We start from the raw sequence: 19528 nt of genomic DNA, 5'->3' as shown, positions 1-19528 counted from the left end.
ACGTAGAACATGTACTTAAGACATGTACTCAAGACATGTACTCAGAATATGAACCAGGAACTTGAACTCAGAAAATCAAAAGCCCCGCTGATCATCAGATCAGCGGGGCTTTTACGTGCGCGTCTCAAGATTGTCGCTGGCTCTGAGGTGGCCAGTGACGTCACTCGGGCCGCTCACTGCATGGCAGTGAGGTCTTCTCGAGTCGGTAGCGCGGCATAGGCACCAGGGCGAGTCACGGCAAAGGCACCGCAGGCTGCTGCACGCTCAAGCGCAGCCTGAAGATGGCTCTCCTCCTCGCACCAGTCACGCAGCAGGGCTGCATCCACACCGGCTTCGCTGAGCGCCGAGAGGAAGCCGCCGATGAAGGCATCACCGCCGGCCGTGGTATCGATGGCCTTGACCACCGGCGGCGTGATGCTGACGGTCCTGGCCTCGCCGCTCTGCTTGCGCACCAGTGCACGGATGGTGCCAGGGCCGTCGGTCAGCACGATCAGGCGGACGCCGGCCTGCAGGCGTGCCTGCAGCCAATCGGACTCTTGCTGGCCGTCAGTGAGTGCCTCGACCTCTTCCTGGGAAAGCTTGAGGATATCGGCGTTGTCCAGCAGGCGAGTAACCAGTGACACGTCGACCTGCTGATTCGGCCACAGGTTGTGACGCAGATTGGCATCCACGCTGACCAAGGAGCCAGCAGCACGTGCGCGAGACGCCAGCACGAAGCTGGTGTCCGCGATACCGGCGTCGGTCAGGCTGTTGCTGCACAGATGGAAGATGGCGGGTTGAGCGAACAGCTCCGGGCCTGCATGTTCCGGACGAAACAGCAGGTCAGCTGCCGGCGGACGATAGAAGTCGAAGCGACGCTCGCCGTCCTCGTCGCGCGAGACGAAGGCCAGCGCGGTGCGTGCCTCGCTGGTGCGTTTGACGTGATCCAGGCGTACGCCATGGGTGGCCAGTTCGTCGTGCAGGAAGTCACCGAAGCTGTCCTGGCCCAGCATGCCCACGAAGTGGCTGGGCAGCCCGAGACGTGCGCAGGCCACGGCGACATTGGCGGGCGCACCACCAGCGTAGGGCGTGAAGGTTTCCTGCTCGACGGCCTGGCCGCCGAGCTTGTTGGACAGCATGTCGACGAGCGCTTCGCCGAATGCGATTACCGGAGTCATCAGGAGGTTGCTCCCTTGGTGGTGGCCGTCGGGGTCTTCTTGCTTGATTTGGTGCTGTTCACGCCTGTCTCTGGCTGCATGCTGTCTCCTGCGGCCGGGAAGTGCTCGCGTACCAGTGCCAGCAGGCCCTGGGTGGAGGGATCGAAGGCCTGGACGTCAGTATCGATGCGTGCGCTGATCTCGCCTGCGATGCGCTTGCCGAGCTGCACGCCCCACTGGTCGAAGGAGTTGATGTTCCAGATCACGCCCTGCACGAAGACCTTGTGCTCATAGAGAGCGATCAGCGCCCCCAGGTTGCGCGGTGTCAGCTCATCAAGCAGCAGCGTGCTCGAGGGACGGTTGCCCGGGCAATTGTAATGCGGGTCGAGGTTGCTGCCGTCCTGGCTGCCTTCCATGAAGGCATTGGCCTGGGCCAGCATGTTGGTGATCAGTGCGAAGTGGTGCTCTTCGGTACCCGGCTCCGGCTTCAGGGAAGCGATGAAGTCGATGGGAACGTAGCGAGTCCCCTGGTGCAGCAGCTGGAAGAAGGCATGCTGACCGTTGGAACCGGTCTCGCCCCACACGATCGGGCCGGTCTTGTAGTCGACAGGACGCCCGAAGATGTCCACCGACTTGCCATTCGATTCCATGTCGAGCTGCTGCAGGAAGGCGGGCAGCTGATGCAAGGCTTGATCGTAGGGCACGATGGCCTGGGTCTCGGCACCCATGAAGTTGATGTACCAGATACCGATGAGGGCCATCAGGACCGGCATGTTCTCGCCCAGCGGCGCTTCGATGAAGTGCTGGTCCATCTCATAGGCGCCTTCCAGCAGTTCCATGAAGCCGTCATAGCCGATGGAGAGGGCGATCGGCAGACCGATGGATGACCACATGGAATAGCGGCCCCCGACCCAGGCCCAGAATTCGAAGACGTTCTCTTCGCGGATGCCGAATTCCTTGGCCGCCTTGCGGTTGGTGGAGGCCGCGACGAAGTGGGCGCCGACGTCGGCATCCTGACCTGCCTGCTCCAGGAACCAGCGACGTGCTGACTTCGCATTGAGCAGGGTCTCCTGCGTGGAGAAGGTCTTGGTGGAGACGATGAACAGGGTCGTGGCCGGATCGAGGCGCTTGAGCACCTTCTGGATGTGGTTGCCATCCACGTTGGAGACGAAGTGGAAGTTCAGCTCCGGATGACGATGCTTGAGCAGGGCGCGGCAGGCCATGTTGGGGCCGAGGTCGGAGCCTCCGATGCCGATATTGACGACATCGCGGATGCGTTGTCCGTCATAGCCTTTCCATTCGCCGCTGCGCACGCTTTCGCAGAAGGCGCGGATCTGCTCGCGAGTGCTGTGGATCTCCGGCATCACGTCCTTGCCGTCGACGATGACCGGCGTATTGGACTGGCTGCGCAGGGCCGTGTGAAGGACGGGGCGATTCTCGGTCACGTTGATGATGTCACCCGAGAACATCTGGGAGCGACGCTGAACGAGGGCGGAGTGGTCTGCCAGCTCGATCAGTGCCTTCATCACTTCGTCGGAAATGTGGTGCTTGGAATAGTCGAGGAACAGGCCGCCGACCCGGAGACTCATCTTCTCGAAGCGCTTGGGGTCCGCGGCAAAGTAGTCGCGAATACGGTCGTTGCGGGTTACCTCGCCTAGCCGGGTCAGCGCCTGCCAGGAAACACTACGGGTCAATTGCAGCATGGAAGTGTCCATCGTATGGGTTGTGGATAGCTTGTGTCGCCAGTCTGCATTCCGTCGCTGACCAGCGCGCCTTGAGCTGACGAATGACGCTGGCAGGCGTGGCATGACACGATTCAGTGCCATGGGAAAGGCGTCTGCCGATGATTGCCTGCTGATCGCCGCTCGGTAGCCACCTGTCAGTGGGAGGCTGACAGGTGGTGTATGGATCGTGAGTGTCACCCTTCCTGTTCGAGAGGGGAGATGTGCTGTACCAGCAGATGTTGCGCGCCCGGTGGCAGCCAGACGGGGTCAAGGCGGGTACAGGCAGTCTCGACACACAGGAAACCACGGGCGTTCTCGACGCTGGTATCGGCCGGCGGTGCATCGCCCGGGTGCCAGACGACCGTGGAGTCGGAGCCTTGCTTTGCAATGCGCAGCCTGCGCTGGCCATCCTCGAGCACCTGGACCTGGCTTGACTGGTAGATGCGATCCAGCGGGCCGCGAATGCCCAGCTCGCCTTGCTGATCAAGACGCGAGAAGTCCTGACGCTTGTCCAGATAGCTGGCGCCGGCGAGGCCGGTGACGCGGCACTGGAAGGCATCTTCCACGGCAAAGTAGGTATGCAGGGCGCCGGTCATCTTGACCGGGTCCTCGCCGCGATTTTCCGTGATCAGCTCCACCTTCAGGAAGTGGCGACCCGCGAAGATGACGACGCGAGGTGAGAGTGCCGCGTGCAGGGGCGATTGCGGAGAGGCGTGGATCTCGACGCCTTCCTCCTCGTCTTCCTCTACCGCGTCGATGCGCCACTCGGCCTTGCGCGCCGGGCCATGTAGCTCTGTCTCGCCCTCAGGATACTCGTCAGCGAACCAGGGCCAGCACAGCGGAATGCCGCCACGAATGCTGCCCGGAAGCGCCGCCGGCGTCTCGGTGACCCACAGCCAGGGGCGCTGGGATGCTGGCTGGTAATGCAGCACCTGGGCGCCCTGGTGGCAGACGACCAGCTCGCCCCAGGCGCGGTTGAGGATCAGGAGCATGCGGCCTTGCCATTCGCAGGTACGTTGGCCGCTCGTGGCATCCACCAGTGCGCGCAGACTTTCAGGAATCATCTCGAGCTTCCTCGACGGTTCAGGAGCGTGGCCGACGGCATCGCGTCAGGCCACCTCTTCATTGTGCAGTGCCTCGGCGGCCCCCAGCAGACCGGTCCACGGCGCGGTCACCACCCAGGTAGGGATCGCGGCATTGTAACGGCTCATGCGGTTCTTGTCGGCGAAGGCGCGGCGAAAATCGCTTTGCCCGAGCAGGTCAAGGTTGCGCGGCAGGACGCCGCCGCAGAGATACACGCCGCCACGCGCGCCGAGCGCCAGGGCAAGATCCCCGGCCACGTCTCCCAGAATCTTCATGAAGCGCAGCACGGCATCGCAAGCCAGGCTGTCCTTGGGTTGCCCGAGCGCATCGCGGGCATGGGCGGCCTGGCTGACGTCCGCAGCGCTTTCGAGCGGAGTCGGCAGGCCGCGCAGTTCGCCCAGCGCCCGGTAGATCTCGAGCATTCCCTGGCCACAGAGCAGGCGTTCCACAGAGACTCTGCCGTGCCAGCGCCGGAAGATCTTCAGCAGCGCATCCTCGAGCGCATCGGTGGGGGCAAAGCTGACATGCCCACCTTCGGTAGCCAGTGGAATCCAGTTGTGGGTGCCATGTACCAGACCCGCGACACCCAGTCCTGTTCCCGGGCCCATGATCAGACGGGGGGCGGCATCATTGCCCGCTCCTTCCGTGAGTTCCTCACCGATGGGCAGTCGCTCATCGGGCTCGATGTGCGGCACGCCCAGTGCCATGGCGGTGAAGTCATTGAGGCACTTGAAGCGTGTCAGGCCCAAGGATTCGCGCACGTCGCTCTTGGCGAATGACCAATGGTTGTTGGTCATGCTGACCTGCTCCTCATGGACCGGGCAGGCAAAGGCGAGGCAGGCCTCCTTGGGTTGTTCGTCAGGGGCAAGCCCCAGTCTCTGGTAGTAGGCCTGGACGGCCTCCACGAGTCCGGAATGCTCGGCGCAGGCCAGCGTGTGGATGTCATGGAGGGTGTGGCTGCCCGGCTGGACAAGCGCCAGCCGGGCATTGGTACCACCAATGTCGCCTACCAAGGCAAAGCGGCTCGGTGTCTCACGAGTCATCGTGTGGCGTCCTCAGTCGACTTGCGTGGCTGCTCAGTGGGTATTGCGGTCGTGGCCGCTGCCGGGCTGGTCGCCGTAGCCTGCGAAGCTGGAGGCACCTTCTTCGGCGCCACCGACCAGGGAGCGCATCCCGGAGAACAGCTCACGGCCCAGGCCATGGTGGTAGCTGTCACGGGAGATGCCTTCGGCCTCACGAGCCTGCCATTCGCCTTCCTCGACCAGGGCTTCCAGTGTGCCGGCGTTGGCATCCAGACGAACGACATCGCCTTCGCGCAGTCGTGCCAGCGGCCCACCGTCCAGCGCTTCCGGGGTCATGTGGATGGCGGCCGGCACCTTGCCGGAGGCGCCGGACATGCGGCCATCCGTCACCAGCGCGACCTTGAAACCACGGTCCTGCAGGATACCGAGATAGGGCGTCAGCTTGTGCAGTTCCGGCATGCCGTTGGCGCGCGGACCCTGATAGCGGACCACGGCGACCATGTCCTGTTCCAGCTCGCCGGCCTCGAAGGCGGCCTTGAGCTCGTCCTGATCGCTGAACAGCTTCACGGGGGCTTCGACGAGGCGGTGCTCTTCCTTGACGGCGGAGACCTTGATCACGCCACGCCCCAGATTGCCTTCGAGCACGGTCAGGCCGCCTGTCGGCGCGAACGGATTGGCGACCGGACGCAGCACGTCCTCATCGAGGCTGTCGGTGGGGCCATCCTTCCAGACCAGCTTGCCGTTCTCGAGGAAGGGCTCACGCACGTAGCCGGCCAGGGTGCCACCGTCCTGGGTGGTGATGTCGTGCAGCAGTCCCGCCTTGAGCAGCTCGCGAATCAGGAAGCTCATGCCACCGGCTGCCTGGAAGTGGTTGATGTCAGCCTGACCGTTGGGATAGATGCGCGTCAGGCTGGGGACCACGGCGGAAAGCTCGGTGAAGTCATCCCAGGTGATGGTCACGCCTGCCGCACCCGCCATCGCGACCAGATGCAGGGTGTGGTTGGTGGAGCCGCCGGAGGCCAGCAGGCCGACCATGGCGTTGACGATGGCGCGAGCGTCGATCTGGCGATAGAAGGGACGATAGTCGCCACCGACTTCGCTGTTGCGGATGGTCTGCTCGGCAGCGTGACGGGTCAGGGCGTCGCGCAGCGGGGTGCCCGGATTGACGAAGGAGGCGCCCGGCAGGTGCAGGCCCATCAACTCGATCATCAGCTGGTTGGAGTTGGCGGTGCCATAGAAGGTGCAGGTGCCCGGGCTGTGGTAGGAGGCGGACTCGGCTTCCAGCAGCGCGTCGCGGCCCACCTTGCCTTCGGCGAACAGCTGACGTACCCGCGCCTTCTCGTTGTTGGGCAGGCCGGAGGGCATCGGGCCCGCGGGCACAAACAGGCTCGGCAGGTGACCGAAGCGCGCCGCGGCGATGAACAGGCCCGGCACGATCTTGTCGCAGACACCCAGGAACAGGGCGCCGTCGAACATGTTGTGTGACAGGCCGATGGCGGCGGCCATGGCGATCAGGTCGCGGGAGAACAATGACAGTTCCATGCCCGGCTGCCCCTGGGTCACGCCATCACACATCGCGGGTACGCCGCCGGCGAACTGGGCCGTGGACCCCATCGCCTGAACCGCTTCCTTGATGATGCGCGGGTAATCCTCGAATGGCTGGTGCGCGGACAACATGTCGTTATATGACGAAATAATGCCGAGGTTGGCCGAGTTCATCAGCTTGAGGCGATTCTTGTCGGTCTCACCGCAGGCAGCGAAGCCGTGCGCCAGGTTGCCGCAGGAGAGTTCGGAACGATGGACGCCACGGCGTTGCTGGCTTTCCATCAGTTGCTCATAGGCAGCACGACGTTCGCTGGAGCGATCAATGATGCGCTGAGTCACGCGCTCGACGGTCGGATTGACGGACATGCTCTTACCTCATGGGTCAGGCGGCGCAGGGCGCCGAGGCTGGCGAAGAAATGGGGGCTTCCCGTGCATCGGGCGTGCCTGTCTAGGGCGACGCTAGCCAGTGACGGCGGCACTGTAAAGTCTGGAGTCTCGGTCATCCTGCCGAGAGCAGGCTACAGTAGCGCGTCACGTTGCTCAGGAAACGCATTTGTTCGAAATATTCGGTAAACTTAACAAAAAAACTGCTTGAAGACTGGACGACTTTCGGCCAAATTAACGTAAAAGCGTGTAGGATACTTTCATGAGCCACGTTGGTCTGCCCGGGATGCGCCAAGTCTTCCCGAGCAGTGAAGCCATGTGCCAACCTGCACCTGCCATACGCCACAGGAGTTGAGTCATGACATTACGCGTCGCCATCAACGGTTTTGGTCGCATCGGTCGCAACGTGCTGCGTGCGCTGTATGAAGGCCAATACAATGATCGCATTCAGGTCGTTGCCATCAACGATCTGGGAGATCCGAAGCTCAACGCTCATCTGTTGAGCCGCGACACCGTGCATGGTCGTTTCGCCGAGACGGTCTCTCATGACGAAGAGAACCTGTTCGTCGGTGAAGACAAGATTCGTATCCTGGCGGAACGCGATCCGGCCAAACTGCCGTGGTCCAGCCTGAATGTTGACCTGGTGATGGAATGCACGGGTCTGTTCACCAAGCGTGCCGCTGCCGCCAAGCATATCGAAGCCGGCGCCAAGCGTGTGCTGATCTCCGCGCCGAGCGGTGATGCCGATGCCACCATCGTGTTCGGTGTCAACGAAGACACGCTGAAGGCAGAGCATCAGGTCGTGTCCAACGCGTCCTGCACCACCAACTGCCTGGCACCGGTCGCCAAGGCGCTGAACGACGAAGTCGGCATCGAGAACGGTCTGATGACCACCATCCATGCCTACACCAACGATCAGAACCTGTCGGATGTCTACCACTCCGACCCGTACCGTGCCCGCAGTGCCACGCACTCCATGATTCCGACCAAGACCGGTGCCGCGGCAGCCGTGGGCCTGGTGCTGCCGGAACTCAATGGCAAGCTGGACGGTCTGGCGATTCGCGTGCCGGTGATCAATGTCTCGCTGGTCGATCTGACCTTCACGGCCTCTCGCGATACCTCCATCGAAGAGATCAATGCCATCGTGACCAAGGCTGCCGAAGGCTCCAGCGTGCTGGCCGTCAACGAGCTGCCGCTGGTGTCCATCGACTTCAACCACGATGCGCATTCCTCCACCTTCGACAGCAACCACACTCGCGTCAGCGAAGGGCGTCTGGTCAAGGTCATGGCGTGGTACGACAACGAATGGGGCTTCTCCAATCGCATGCTCGACACCGCACTGGCCATGCAGGCCGCCAAGTAAGATGACTCAAGGCCTCGCCTGAGGTTCCCTGAAGAGGCCATCTCTTCAGGCTGGCACAGGTGAGGTCTCAGAATTCGGAGCCCTGTCAGAGACTCGACAGGCTCCCCCCAGGTGAGGACGAGTGGCCCGAGGATTCTCGCGTCGCGCTCAGGCTCCACGGACAAGGCAATGTCACTCGTCCCCTCTCAATCGTGTGTCGGTCAGGGTTGGCGCCAAGACCGGCTTCGATGCTGCTCGGAATGACATCGCGTCATCCACTCTTTGAACCTCCCAGTCATGGGAGGTTTTTTTTCGCCTGAATCTCGAGATGAGGGCTTGCCTAGCGATGCTCGTCCTCCAGGCATTCGTGTCTTCGTTTGGCATCATTCGCGTGTGGCATGAGAGACAGAGATTACAAAGATGGCGACACTCTCTGAAGTTGGTCGGCATAACGTGCGGTGAAAAGTGTCGAATGGCAGGCAATGTGCCGCTTTCTTGTGGGTGGTGTCGGTGTGATTAGCGAAACTATGAACATGTGTTACACTTTACTCTTGACATGCGCCGTGTACGTCGCTCGTGAGCGCGGGTGGCATGTCAGATCATGCAGGCACGCTTTCGTCCTGCGAATGTTCATGTACTGGGGCAATGCAGGGAAGGTATTGCCACACTGCCGCTGTTCTCGGCAGATCTCTTGACTTCCAAAGCAGGCTGTCTCAGATGCACGATGCCATTCGCGAAGCCCACGAACTGATCGGTGCGACGCTGCGCGACCCCGGGACACAACGTCAGGGACGCGTGGTCGGCATGGATCTCGGGCGTGAGCAGCCGGCCATCTATGTTCTCTGGCAGGAGAGTGCCGCCGCAGAGCGCATTGACATGACGCCGGATGACTTTCGTTCATTGCTGGAGCACTCCCGCGCCCGTGGTGGAGAGCGGCAGGAAGCTGCCACGCGACGTCACGCTACCGGCGCGGCTCAGAGGCGAGCCAAGGCGCCCTCTGCGGCGAGCCGAGTGCGCAAGGATGTCGCCCGCGATGGTGCCCCGCATGACACGGTCAGCGAGCCGGATACCCTGCAGGCTGATGCCATGGTCGGTGCACGTACCGCACAAGGCTAGCACCTTCCGCTCTGACCCCTTCACGCCCGACCCGGACTCTGTTCCGGGTCGGGCGTTTTCGTGCTGCCCATCGAGATTGTCAGTCTAGAGGCGGTATGGGCCTGCCTGCCCTTGACGGTGACGTGCCCTCCAGCGTTGGCGTGACGCACTGGTCTTGCGCGGGGTGATGACGCACTCTGAGGGGCGACGTCTGACCCAAAGGGGAGTCTCACATTGCTGGAATCGTTCTCAGATGCCCGCCTGCTGCACCATTACCATGCCGTCGCAGGGGATGTCCTGTTCATGTTGAGCGCGGACGGCCAGCGCTTCCTTACCCTGAATCCTGCAGTGGAGCGTCTGCTCGGGTATGGCGAGCGCGACTTCCTCAAGCATCCCGAACTGTGGTTCTCCCTGATCGTGGCGGCAGATCGTCAGCGAGTCAGAGACTTCCGGGCCTCCGGTGCTCCTGCCGGGTCGATGACCTATCGCATCAGGGATCGCAGTGGACACGGCGTGCTGGTGGAGGAAACACTCTGGCGCTCCGGCGCGAATCACCCGGTCTGCGGTCGAGTCGTCGATATCTCCCTACGAGAACAGGCACTTGCCCACGAGCGACAGCAGCTTCAGGCATATCGCATGATGCTGATGCGCAGCAGAGACCCCATGGCCATGCTGGAGGTGAGAGGAACCTCCCTGTACCTGCATGAGGCGAATCCGGCATGGCACCTCTACCATGACGCCGCCATGGCACATGCGGGACAGACCCTGGAGCGGGTGTATCACTCCCACGTCATGCATTGTCTGGAAGGAGCCGGGACCTTGCAGTGTGACGTCAGCCTGAGCTTGCCACGTGGCGATTGTCGTCTTTCCGTCCAGCTGGTGGGTCTGGGCCGGACGCAGCAAGGAGACTCGCCTCGAGTCGCCGTGATGGTGCGTGACATCAGCGCGACTCACCACCGGTTGGAGCAGGCGGTCAATCAACGTCAGCGGTTGATGACTCAGCTCAATGACACCCCGGGGGTGCGCTATTGTGCGCGAGGCCTCTGGCCACTGGAGGAGCTGCAATCCATCTCCTCCGGCGTCGAGATGCTGGCGGGCCTGTCGCGGGACCTGCTGCTGGCCAGCCCGCGAATCTGGCAGTCACGCATCTGCGAGGATGACCTGGCGGAATGTCAGGCACGCTTTCAGGAGGCCGTCGACTCGCGCAGTGCCAGCGTCAGCCTGCGTTACTCCTTCCGCCATGTGGATGGCCGCCAATGCTATCTGCAGGATGACATGCACCTCTACTATGCGGCCGGAGGCGCCGTCAGAGAGGTGTTGGGGCAACTGAGTGACATCAGTGAAAGCGAGGCTCATCGACGCCAGCTGGAGTATCTGATACAGCAGATGCCGGGCATGGTGTTTCAATGCCGGCTCAGCCGGGAGGATGAGTTCACCTATACCTATCTATCGCCGGTCGCCCATCAACTGCTGGGAGAGGAAGTTGACGCGACACTTGAGGATGCCTCGCGCTTCCTGTCGCATCTCAATGACCAGGAGCGGCAAAGACTGCTTGAATCGGCACGCGCCAGTGCCGAAACCCAGTCGCCCTGGGAGCCGGATATCTACTATGAGCATCCAGATGGGGAAACCCGGCGGCTGGCCTGCGTGGCCTTGCCCCAACCGATGGACCCCATCGATGGCAGCGTGACATGGAATGGTTACTGTGACGACATCACGGCGCGCCATCACATCGAGCGGGCGCTGCGTCAGAGCGAGGAGCGCTATCGATTCATTCTCGATTCCGTCAGCGACATGGTCAGCATTGAAGGCAGTGACGGGATCTGTCAGTACATCAGTCCATCCGTCGAGAGGCTTTGCGGGTTTGGCGTGAATGACATCGAGGGCAGCGAGATCAAGCTGCTGATTCATCCGGATGACAGAGACCGCGTCGCCAGGAAGGTCCATCGTTCCGCCTGTCTTGGAGAGGTCTTTCGTGTCGACTTCCGAATTCTCCACAAGCAGGGCCATACGCTGTGGTTCGAATCCATCTCCACGCCCTCGATGGACCCCAAGACCGGCCGCTATCTCCGGATTCTGTCGGTCTCGCGCAATATCAATGAACGCAAGCTGATCGAACAGCGGCGCGAGCATGAAGCCATGACGGACGCGATGACCGGTGCCATGACCCGCAGCTGCTTCCTCTCCATGCTGGATACGTTGCTGGTATCCGCCTCGCGGGACCAGATTGCCCTGGTCCTGTTCGATGTGGATCACTTCAAGCGGGTCAATGACAGCTTCGGTCATGCCGCCGGAGACCAGTTGTTGAGTGGGTTGGGCGGCATCTGTCAGCAGCAATTGCGGCGCAATGACTATTTCGGGCGATTGGGGGGCGAGGAATTCGGCATCTTGCTGGCTGATGCCGGGGTCGCCACCGCTGTCGGCATGGCAGAGCGTCTGCGTCAGAAGATTGCCGGCATGACCTTCGCGTTCATGCAGCAGGAGCTGCTGTGTACCGTGAGTCTCGGCGTCGCCACGCCGCTGCCCGGGGAGAGCCGTGACGACTTCCTGCATCGTGCTGACATGGCGCTTTACAGTGCCAAGCGGAGTGGTCGTAACCGGGTGGTAGTGGCATCAAGCTCGGTGAGCGAGGACAATCGGGAGGAAGGGATGTGACCGCGACACGACAGTGGGCACGTTCCATCATTCTGTACTCTGTCAATCTGCACAAGGAGTGGGCGATGCGTATGTTACGTGGCTGGTGCGCCGGAAGTCTGTTGTTTGCACAATCGGTGCTGTCCGCGGGGCAGGCATTGGCGGCCGATGATGGCACCCTCGTCGACCGCCTCGAAGGACCGCAGGTCGTCACCGAGGTCGTGACCTATCGTGCCAATGGTGAGGAGCATGTCGGGCTGATCGCGCGTGATGCCAAGGCCAAGGGGCGTCGTCCCGGCATACTGCTGGTCCATGAGTGGTGGGGGCTCAACAGTTATGCTCGCAAGCGCGCGGAGCAGCTGGCGGGGCTCGGCTATGTCGTGATGGCGGTAGACATGTACGGTGAAGGCCGCACGGCGGAGCATCCCGAGGATGCCAAGGCCTTCTCGTCGGCGGTGATGAGTGACTGGCCGAAGGCCGAATCCAGCTTCAATTCGGCGCTGGCGGTGCTGCGTTCTCGCCCCGAGGTGGATGGTGACCGCCTTGCGGCCATCGGCTATTGCTTCGGGGGAGGTGTCGTGTTGAACATGGCGCTTTCCGGCGCTCCGCTCAAGGCTGTCGTCAGCTTCCACGGCAGCCCTGGAATCGCCGTCGAGAATCCCGAGCCCTTCGCCGGACGCGTCGTGATCCAGAATGGCGAGGCGGATTCTCTGGTATCGCAGCAAGGATTGGACACGCTGCTGTCTACCTTTGAATCCCTCGGTACGCGGACGACCCTGATCCAGTATCCGGGGGCGAAGCATGCGTTCACCAATCCGGAGTCGGATGCCAAGGCCGCCAGGTACGACCTCCCGCTCGGCTATGATGCGTCGGCGGATGCTGCCTCCTGGCAGGTCATGCTCAATCTGTTCAATGGCGTGTTCAAGTCACCGAAGACCCAGCCGCAGACGTGAGCAGGTTGTCGTGACGCCGAATGCGTGACCTACATGAAGAAGCCCGTTCAGGCATCATCCTGAACGGGCTTCTTCATTGCGGGGTGACGGTGTCAGGGGCGAGCGCGTCAGTCTGCCGTCTGATCCAGCTCCTTGAGCGAGAGCACCTGATGCGCGAGACGGATCATGTCCGGATCACCCGTATGCTTGCTGGACACATCCGACAGCTTGATCACCGGCACCCAATCCTGACCCTCGGGCCGGGCTTCCGTCATCTTGATGACCATGTTCATCGGCTGGGGGCCGACGTCATTGGTGAAATTGGTGCCGATCCCGAACGACATGCCGATACGACCGGCACAATAGCGCACGATACGGTCAACCTTGTCGGTATCCAGACCATCCGAGAAGATGATCGTCTTGGTCTTGGGGTCAATGCCCAGCGACTCATAGTGGCGAATGGTCGCTTCGGCAAACTCGATGGGATCACCGCTGTCGTGCCGTACCCCATCAAACAGCTTGGCGAACTTCTTGTCGAAGCTTCTGAAGAAGGCACGACTGGTAAAGGTATCTGAAAGCGCGATCCCCAGATCACCCCGGTAGACCTTCACCCAGTTTTCCAGCGCCAGGATGTTGGCCATCTTGAATCCGAAGCGCGCTGCATGAAACATGAACCACTCGTGAGCATGCGTCCCGATGGGCTTGGTGCCATGACGCTGGGCCATGTGGACATTGCTGGTGCCGATGAAGCAGCCACGGCCCTGTTCCTTGAGGGCGGCCACTACCTGATCATGGACCGCATAGGAATGGCGACGACGCGTCCCGAACTCGGCGACACGTACCCCCAGACGCTTGTAGTGCTCGATCTTGGTCAGCGTACTGTCACGCACGCTCTTGTCGCTGTCACGCTGATCGCCACCAAGGCGGTACCAGAGCTCACTGATCATCGCCATCAGCGGGACTTCCCACAGGATGGCGCGGTACCAGTAGCCCTCGATATGCACCTCAAGCTCCTCACCCGACTGGGTGATGGTGATTTCCGCGGGATCGAAGCGAAAGCCGGCAAGAAAGTCACGATAGGTGGGGTCGAGGAAGGGGCACTGCTGCTCCAGAAACTCCTTTTCCTCAGCACTCAGCGCCAGGCGTGCCATGTCATCCACGGCCGCGCGCAGTGCTTCGCCGAATCCCGGGGGGAAGGCATGCTGGCCCCGGTTGATGAAGGCGTAACGTGTGCGTGCGTAGGGAAACAGTTTCACCACCGCGTTCTGCATGGTGAACTTGTAGAAATCATTATCGAGAATCGAGTGCAGCATCGAGGCTCGCTCAGGTATGAGGCGGCTCACAGGAGCCGGAATCGCTGGCGGGAGCACACCAGGTGCTCAAGGCGGCAGGGTGTCCCGCTGGCATGAAAATCGGGGGGCAGGCTGAAGGAGGGTCGTCCTGCGTCAGCTGCTGAACGCCATGATACCGAACATGGTGAGCATCATGCCGCCGAACATCAGCAGACCCGCCAATGACAACGCGATGAGCAGGTAGCCCAGTATGAGGCCGGCCAGCGCCCAGCTATCGCCGGCATCACCGCGCTGGCGAATCTGTCGGCGGGCGAGATGACCGCAGACGATGCCACCCAATGCCGCGGGTGCCAGCAGACAGCCCAGCACGCTCAGGGCAAAGGAGGCCAGTGCCATGGCATTGGTCTCGGCGCGGGTTTCCTGCGCAGAGGGAGTGGTGGGACGCTCGGTAGCCGTCGCCGTATCGCGCGTGGGCTCAGGCTTGTCGGCGGGAGGCGATGTATCAGTCATGGCAGTCTCATTGTCTTGCATCATGGCGACACACTAGCATGTCCTGGGGCAGGCGGCATATCGGCCGGGCGGCAGAGTGGGCATCTTCAGAGGAGAGCAGGGTGAGCGAGCACCGGGAAGCAGGGCATCAGGAGAGTGATGCGTCGCGAAGGCAGATCGGGACTGAGGCCACTGGCAGACGTGGCGCGAACTGGCAGCTGGACGTGCTCTCGTCGATCAGCGCTGTCACGCCCGCAGAATGGGATGCGCTGGCGGGAAAAGAGTATCCCTTTCTGCAACATGCCTATCTTCGTGCACTGGAAGACAGCGGCGCGGCCTGCGCGTCTACGGGCTGGTACCCGGCGCACTTGCTGGTGCGTGACGAGTCAGGACGGCTTGTCGCCGGCTTGCTGCGCTATCTCAAGCTGCACTCGCGGGGCGAGTATGTCTTTGACCAGCAATGGGCCGAGGCGCTGGAGCAGGCCGGTGGGCGTTATTATCCCAAGCAGCTGTCGGCAGTTCCCTTCACGCCGAGCGCTGGTCCGCGGCTGGTCCTGGCCTCATCGGAGACGGGAGGCCCTTCCCGTCGAGCGCTGCTTGCCTGGTTGTGGCCCAGGCTTCAGGCCGGCGTGGCACCCGCCGTCGACGCAGGCGGGCCCTTGCGACGCTTTGAGCACAGTGGCTTTCATCTGTTGTTCGCGGATCTCGACGAGTGCCGCGACTGGCAAGCCGTCAGTCCACAGCTGATGCTGCGTGGTGGCATGCAGTATCACTGGCAGTCGCGAGGTGAGCGAGACTTCGATGAGTGGCTGGGCAGTCTGCGCTCCAAGCGACGCAAGGAGATCCGCCGCGAGCGCCGCAAGGTGCTCGAGCAGGGCATCACCCTCGCGCGCCTCAGCGGTGAAGCCATCGGTGAGAGCGATCTCGAAGCATTCCATCGCTGTTACTGCATGACCTATCTGGAGCGCGGACAACGGCCCTACCTGACACTGGCGTTCTTTCAGCGCTTAAGGCGCAGCATGCCCGAACAGCTGCTGCTGGTGCAGGCGCGTGATGAACACGGCGATCCTGTGGCGGCTGCGTTGTGCCTTGTCGGTGCCGATTGCCTCTATGGGCGCTGGTGGGGCAGTGAAGTGCAGGCGGACTGCCTGCATTTCGAGGTCTGCTATTACCAGGGGCTGGAGTTCTGCCTTGAGCGGGGACTGACGCGCTTTGATCCAGGCACACAGGGTGAGCACAAGATCAGCCGCGGCTTCTCGGCCTATGACACCTGGTCATTGCACTGGCTGGTACATCCCGGCCTGCAGTCAGCCGTGGCTGACGCGCTTGAGGAGGAAGCGCGCTGGTTGAGCGGGGCGCGACGCCAGGTGGAGGCGATGCTGCCCTATCATCAGCAGCCTGATCTATCCTGAAGGTCTGTCCTGAAGCGCTATTCTTAAGGTCTGTCCTGAAGCGCTATCCTCAAGATCTGCCCTGTACCCGTTTCTCCCCTGCTTGTTCCCCCTGGCTGGTGGATGCCCTGACAGGTAGCAGGTGGCAGAGATGGCACTGCGATGACTACACTGAAAACATCTTAATGTTCTAAATTTAGAGGCTCCCATGCTGCTCAAGGATTGTGACTCCAGGGAGTATGACGTTCTGGTACTTGAGGTATTGGCGCAGAATGCCACCTTGAGCACCCAGGAGCGCCAGCAGGTTCTGAGGATGCTGCGAGGCGTTCGAGCGCATCAGGAGCGTCGTCGTTCGCTCGCCCGATTCCTGAACACCCTGTTCGAGTCGCGCGATGACTGGGTCGTGCTGCATGACCTGCGCCTGGAAGGGGATGATGGCGTGATCGAGCTGGATCACGTGCTGATCAATCGCCTCATGCAATTCTGGGTACTGGATTCGTCCTGCTTTGATCTCCCGCTGACGATCTCGCCATTTGGCGAGCTGAGCGCGCACCAAGGCCCCTCTGTCGAGCAAGGCGCTTCCGTCGGGCAGGGCTCATTGGAAGATACCGGGGAGGTCGTTCAGAGCGGTGATGAGTTGCGGTTGACGCCATCACCGCTGCTGGCACTCAAGGAACAGCAGCAGTGCTTTCGCCGCTGGCTGGAGAGCTCAGGTCTCCTGCCTTCCAGACTCGGGATGGTGCTGCAGCCACAATTGACGCATCGGTTGGTCATTGCCGCCGAGGAACAGGTCAGCCGGCCTCCCGAAGATATTCTGGACAGTCGAGCGCTGGTGGACCTGCGCGGGTTGTCCGAAGAATGCCTCAATCTGGGGAGCGGGGCGGCCTCCGTCGCCCGCATGCGTGATTTCACCCACCGGATCGACCCGCGTCGTCTGAGGCGTCTCGGTCGTGCCATCCTGGCGCAGCATGGCCCATCACGGGTCGACTGGGCGTCGCGACTCGGCTTGTCAGAACATTCCACCGTGGCCATCCATCCCGATGAGCAGACGGCCTACGCCTGGGTACCACCCCAGGACCCATCCGCTTCCCCCTCGGTGGCCCCCGTGCGTGATGACGCCATCCCTTCTTCAAGCGGGGATGACGCTCCTCAGGTCACGCCTCGTGAGGAGGGGCCAACACCTTCCGAGACTCGCCGGGCCACTCCTCCAAAGGCCACCTCATCCTCTTTCCAGACACTGATGTCCGGCATGACGCAGACCATGCCCTCGTCCACGTGCCACGGCTTGCAGGCTCAGGACTGGCAGCCTTCAGTTTCTGAGGTGAGGCTGCAGGGCGTGTCCTCCGCTGACGCGAAAGCCTCTGACGTGTCGCACGGCCATCGTGGCATGGCGTCTGGCCATGATGAGATGCAATACCTGCAGCCACGTTGTGATGAGTGTCGTCGCTGGTTGTCCAAGGCCAGTGTGGCGTTATGTCGTAGCGAGGGTCAGCGCGAATTGCTGGGTGACAGGATGTTGTGCCAGCGATGCCGTGCGAGCGACTGAAATCTTCATGTCATTCAGGGGCTTGGCGTCTCTAGGCAAGAGGGCAGTCAGCCCGGCAGCAGACTCGCAGGGCAAGGTGGTTGATCAATATTGCGCTCCTGATGTTGCAGTGCAGCAAGAGGTGGCTTATGCTGCACTGCAGCGAGGATGGAACCTGTCGAGAATGCTGGCTTGCAGTGAGATCTCGACCTCATGGCTCACAAGCTTGGTTCAGTCCTGGTAGCCAACGGAGCAAAGCTCCGCTTCATTTTCCGTGTGATGCCAAACCCTGGAGGGTGCCCCATGTTCAACACCAATCTTGAGAAGACCACTCAGCAGTTCGACGACATGTTCTTCGCTCCGCTGCGTGCTTTCAGCGCCCTGAGCCTCGATTACAGCGAGAAGCTGGTCAGCGCTCAGATGGATCTGACCAAGTCCTACGTTGACACCTCCATGGCGCAGGCGCGTTCCATGCTCGAGATCAAGGACAGCGAAGGCCTGAAGAACTTCGTCAAGGAACAGCAGGAGACGGTCAAGTCTCTGGGCGAGAAGCTTCAGAACGACACCCAGAAGGTGGTCGAGCTGAACCAGGAATACGCCAAGAAAGGTCAGGAACTGGCAGAGAACAATGCCAAGTCCGCCTCCGAGGCCATGCAGAAAGTCGCCAAGTAAGCGGCTGCTGCTGACGCTCTCAGGCGAGCGTCTACAACGCCCATCCGGTCTTCCGGGTGGGCGTTCGCGCGTCTGGAGTCTTGAACCTGATGGCTCGTTGCGGGAGGAGGAAGCGTTGGCACCATCCCCTTGAGCGTCAAGGCAATGATGGCGGTGAGCGGGTAATATCGCAGTGAGCGCGCTGACGCTATCGGTCGGTCTTATCCGGCAGCGCTATCAGGCAGCGTTACCAGATCATGTCACCGCAAGTGACGGTCATGGATGATCGAGCAAGGCTCCCCGGCGGCATATGTCGGGAGGCATCAACACAAGGAGTGTATGATGAATTCTGTCAGTGCGGCATTGGCAGCATTAATGGACGCGGTATCCGGCATGAGTGGGCAATTCGGGGAGGGGGTAGCGTCTCATCTGACGTCGACAGCAGGGCTTCAGCGAGAACATGTCGAGACCCGCTATCAAGGGCAGATGATCGATTTCGATACCTTGCAGTGGCGTGTTCTCAATGGCTCCGTGTGTGCCAATCAGCGGCAGAATGCCATGGCACATACCCGCTGCAGCCAAGCGGCCAGTGAGATGTTCGCTTCCACCTGTCAGGAAATGACCGCCAATCCTCCGATCCTGCCCTCCCAGCGTTACCACAGTACGCGGCGCATGGCCTGCCATGCGGCGGTCAGCTATCAGCCCAGCATCGGCAATATCCAGTGGGCTGAATCTTCAGGTGCCGATCAACTGGCAGAGGCGGAATGCAATGCTGCCACAGCGGCGCTGCTGGGCAGCAGCGACCTTGATGCCATCCAGTATCAGCGCCGGGTCTGTGGCGGACGCTAGCGGCGAGCGTCGCCTTGGGCCACAATGTGCTGCCACGCCGCCGGTGATTGCCGGCGGCATTTATTCGATCAGTGACAGGTGATAGACATGGCACAGGCCACAGCGCGTCATATTCTCGTTTCCAGCGAAGAACAGTGTGCAGCTCTCAAGACCGAAATCGAGAACGGCCGCGATTTCGCTGATGCCGCTCGCGAGCACTCCTCCTGCCCGTCCGGTCGCAGTGGCGGTGACCTGGGGGCCTTCGGCCCGGGCATGATGGTCAAGGAATTCGACGAAGTCGTGTTCAGCGCACCGATCAACACCGTGCAGGGCCCGGTGAAGACCCAGTTCGGTTATCACCTGCTGGAAGTCACCAGCCGCACGTGATCTCTGGATCACGCTCATGACACGTCATGAGCGGTTGGCAGCAGGCCATTGAAAACGCCCCGACCAGT

General features: G+C 61.7%; 16 protein-coding genes. 9 read left to right on the top strand and 7 right to left on the bottom strand.

Annotation, left to right across the window (positions count from 1 at the left end):
- Window positions 1-173 precede the first annotated feature (173 nt).
- The 5 genes from BOH68_RS13435 to edd form a co-directional block, all read right to left on the bottom strand.
- Complete coding sequence (locus BOH68_RS13435) at window positions 174-1157, bottom strand: carbohydrate kinase family protein (protein ID WP_077375159.1); 984 nt, start codon at window positions 1155-1157, stop codon at window positions 174-176.
- Window positions 1157-2839 carry a glucose-6-phosphate isomerase gene (gene pgi, locus BOH68_RS13430; RefSeq protein ID WP_077375156.1) on the bottom strand — a complete coding sequence of 561 codons (1683 nt, stop codon included), beginning with the start codon at window positions 2837-2839 and terminating at the stop codon, window positions 1157-1159. The genes BOH68_RS13435 and pgi overlap by 1 nt, the downstream gene beginning before the upstream one ends.
- Before the next feature lie 215 nt (window positions 2840-3054).
- The gene (locus BOH68_RS13425; protein ID WP_077375153.1) at window positions 3055-3924 is read right to left on the bottom strand and encodes a D-hexose-6-phosphate mutarotase; all 870 of its coding nucleotides are present in this window, start codon (window positions 3922-3924) and stop codon (window positions 3055-3057) included.
- A gap of 45 nt (window positions 3925-3969) precedes the next feature.
- Entirely contained in the window at window positions 3970-4986 is a 1017-nt protein-coding gene (glk, locus tag BOH68_RS13420) for a glucokinase (protein WP_077375150.1), read from the bottom strand.
- A 33-nt stretch (window positions 4987-5019) separates the two neighbouring features.
- Window positions 5020-6876 carry a phosphogluconate dehydratase gene (edd, locus tag BOH68_RS13415; protein ID WP_077375147.1) on the bottom strand — a complete coding sequence of 619 codons (1857 nt, stop codon included), beginning with the start codon at window positions 6874-6876 and terminating at the stop codon, window positions 5020-5022.
- Between the two features lie 376 nt (window positions 6877-7252).
- Between edd and gap the strand changes: the two genes are divergently transcribed.
- The 4 genes from gap to BOH68_RS13395 all read left to right on the top strand — a co-directional run bounded on the left by gap (window position 7253) and on the right by BOH68_RS13395 (window position 12918).
- On the top strand, window positions 7253-8257 hold the full coding sequence (gap, locus tag BOH68_RS13410; RefSeq protein WP_077375144.1) for a type I glyceraldehyde-3-phosphate dehydrogenase: 1005 nt from the start codon (window positions 7253-7255) through the stop codon (window positions 8255-8257).
- Window positions 8258-8953: 696 nt separating this feature from the next.
- Window positions 8954-9352, top strand: coding sequence for a hypothetical protein (locus BOH68_RS13405; RefSeq protein ID WP_077375142.1), 399 nt, complete (start codon window positions 8954-8956; stop codon window positions 9350-9352).
- Window positions 9353-9565: 213 nt separating this feature from the next.
- Entirely contained in the window at window positions 9566-11986 is a 2421-nt protein-coding gene (locus BOH68_RS13400) for a diguanylate cyclase (RefSeq protein ID WP_077375139.1), read from the top strand.
- A 65-nt stretch (window positions 11987-12051) separates the two neighbouring features.
- A complete protein-coding gene (locus BOH68_RS13395) occupies window positions 12052-12918 on the top strand; it encodes a dienelactone hydrolase family protein (protein ID WP_136938791.1) in 867 nt (288 codons plus the stop codon).
- A 107-nt stretch (window positions 12919-13025) separates the two neighbouring features.
- Here BOH68_RS13395 and pncB read toward each other — a convergent pair whose 3' ends face one another.
- Complete coding sequence (gene pncB, locus BOH68_RS13390) at window positions 13026-14210, bottom strand: nicotinate phosphoribosyltransferase (RefSeq protein ID WP_077375136.1); 1185 nt, start codon at window positions 14208-14210, stop codon at window positions 13026-13028.
- Window positions 14211-14342: 132 nt separating this feature from the next.
- On the bottom strand, window positions 14343-14699 hold the full coding sequence (locus tag BOH68_RS13385) for a DUF4190 domain-containing protein (RefSeq protein ID WP_240499666.1): 357 nt from the start codon (window positions 14697-14699) through the stop codon (window positions 14343-14345).
- A 101-nt stretch (window positions 14700-14800) separates the two neighbouring features.
- Here BOH68_RS13385 and BOH68_RS13380 point away from each other — a divergent pair, with 101 nt between their 5' ends.
- From BOH68_RS13380 to BOH68_RS13360, 5 genes are all read left to right on the top strand, one after another.
- On the top strand, window positions 14801-16090 hold the full coding sequence (locus BOH68_RS13380; protein ID WP_258038226.1) for a GNAT family N-acetyltransferase: 1290 nt from the start codon (window positions 14801-14803) through the stop codon (window positions 16088-16090).
- 187 nt (window positions 16091-16277) lie between these two features.
- Window positions 16278-17615 (top strand): nuclease-related domain-containing protein, encoded by a 1338-nt coding sequence (locus BOH68_RS13375; RefSeq protein ID WP_077375130.1) that lies wholly within the window; start codon window positions 16278-16280, stop codon window positions 17613-17615.
- 282 nt (window positions 17616-17897) lie between these two features.
- Window positions 17898-18266: a phasin family protein gene (locus BOH68_RS13370; RefSeq protein WP_077375127.1), complete on the top strand. Its 369-nt coding sequence runs from the start codon at window positions 17898-17900 to the stop codon at window positions 18264-18266.
- Window positions 18267-18587: 321 nt separating this feature from the next.
- Entirely contained in the window at window positions 18588-19094 is a 507-nt protein-coding gene (locus BOH68_RS13365; RefSeq protein ID WP_139345449.1) for a hypothetical protein, read from the top strand.
- A gap of 87 nt (window positions 19095-19181) precedes the next feature.
- Entirely contained in the window at window positions 19182-19460 is a 279-nt protein-coding gene (locus tag BOH68_RS13360) for a peptidylprolyl isomerase (RefSeq protein ID WP_043331408.1), read from the top strand.
- Window positions 19461-19528: the final 68 nt, after the last annotated feature.

This window comes from Cobetia sp. MM1IDA2H-1 (genome assembly GCF_002916775.2).
GTDB lineage: Bacteria > Pseudomonadota > Gammaproteobacteria > Pseudomonadales > Halomonadaceae > Cobetia > Cobetia marina.
This window is presented reverse-complemented; position numbering and strand designations above follow the sequence as displayed.